At 69.6% G+C, this 1,097-nt stretch carries 2 protein-coding genes; both read left to right on the top strand.

What is annotated here, in order from left to right; translation table 11 throughout:
* Nucleotides 1–119: 119 nt before the first annotated feature.
* Nucleotides 120–605, top strand: coding sequence for a hypothetical protein (locus AB0N61_RS17655; RefSeq protein ID WP_363365616.1), 486 nt, complete (start codon nucleotides 120–122; stop codon nucleotides 603–605).
* On the top strand, nucleotides 602–1,097 hold a 496-nt coding region (locus AB0N61_RS17660; RefSeq protein ID WP_363365617.1), incomplete at its 3' end, for a hypothetical protein. The genes AB0N61_RS17655 and AB0N61_RS17660, both read left to right, overlap by 4 nt.

Consider the following 1,097-nt stretch of genomic DNA (forward strand, 5'->3'; position numbering starts at 1 on the left):
AGCCCACCGAAAACCGCAGACCAGACCAACGAAGCCCCGGCAACCGCCGGGGCTTCCGCTTTGTCGGGCCGGCCGCCGCGGCGCGCCCGGACCACCACCGCGAAGGGAGATGACGAGTAATGGTTGCCACGCCGATCGCCATTGAGACCCGCTACTTCAACCCGGAAACCTCGAAGCTGTACTGGGTGCCGTCGATCGCCGTAAAGGGCGCGCCGACCCGGCTTGAGCTCGACGCCGGCACCGACGTCAGCCGGGCGGTCGCCGACGTCAACGGCTGGATGGTCACCTCGGAGATGATCGACGTGCCGGACATGGGCTCGCGGTTCGTCGGCAAGATCCCCGGGAGGATCAGCGCGAACGACAGCTCGGTCACCTACTACATGGACCGGGCCGGCATCGACGCCCGCGAGGTGATGCCGCGCGACGCCGAAGGGTTCATGGTCTGGCTCGACGGCGGCGACACCGCCGGGAGGAAAATGGACGTTTACCCGGTCACCGTGTCCAGCCACGGCAAGGGCCGGTCGGCGGGCTCCGAACCGGCAAGGCTCACCATCGCCTACGCCATCACGTCGGAGCCGGCCGAGAACGTGACCATCCCGGCATGAGCAGTCTGCGTGAGCGGCTCCGCGCCCGCGAGCGGCCGAGCCTCGATTACGAGCTGCCGGTCGGGGACGTGGTCGGTGCACAGCGGGCCCTGGCGGCCGCGGAGGAGGACCTACGCCAGGCCCTCCGCCGCGCCGCCAAGGCCGCCGCGGAGGAGGACGACCCCGGCAGAGAGGCCGCCGAGGCGGATGTGAAGGCGGCACGGCGGGCAGTCGCCCATCAGGAGGCCGACCTCGACGCCTGCTACGAGCACATCAAGCTGACCGCCATGCCGCCGGACGAGTACGAGGCGCTCGTCGCCCTGCACCCGCCACGGCCGAACACCGACGACAAGGAATGGGACGCCGAGACCTTCCCCAAGGCGGTGTTCCTGGCCTGCGCCACCGAGCTAACCCCGGAGGAGTGGGAGCCGATCCTGGCACAGAACCTCACGCACGCCGAGCGTGAGGACCTGTACTACCTCGCTCGCGCGGTCAACCTGCGGTTGGTGAATC

This window comes from Microbacterium sp. NPDC089320, assembly GCF_040684875.1.
Lineage (GTDB): Bacteria > Actinomycetota > Actinomycetes > Actinomycetales > Microbacteriaceae > Microbacterium.

Coding starts and splice junctions, on each gene's coding strand:
- AB0N61_RS17655 (WP_363365616.1), top strand. CDS start 120: ATGGTTGCCACGCCGATCGCCATTGAGACCCGCTACTTCAACCCGGAA.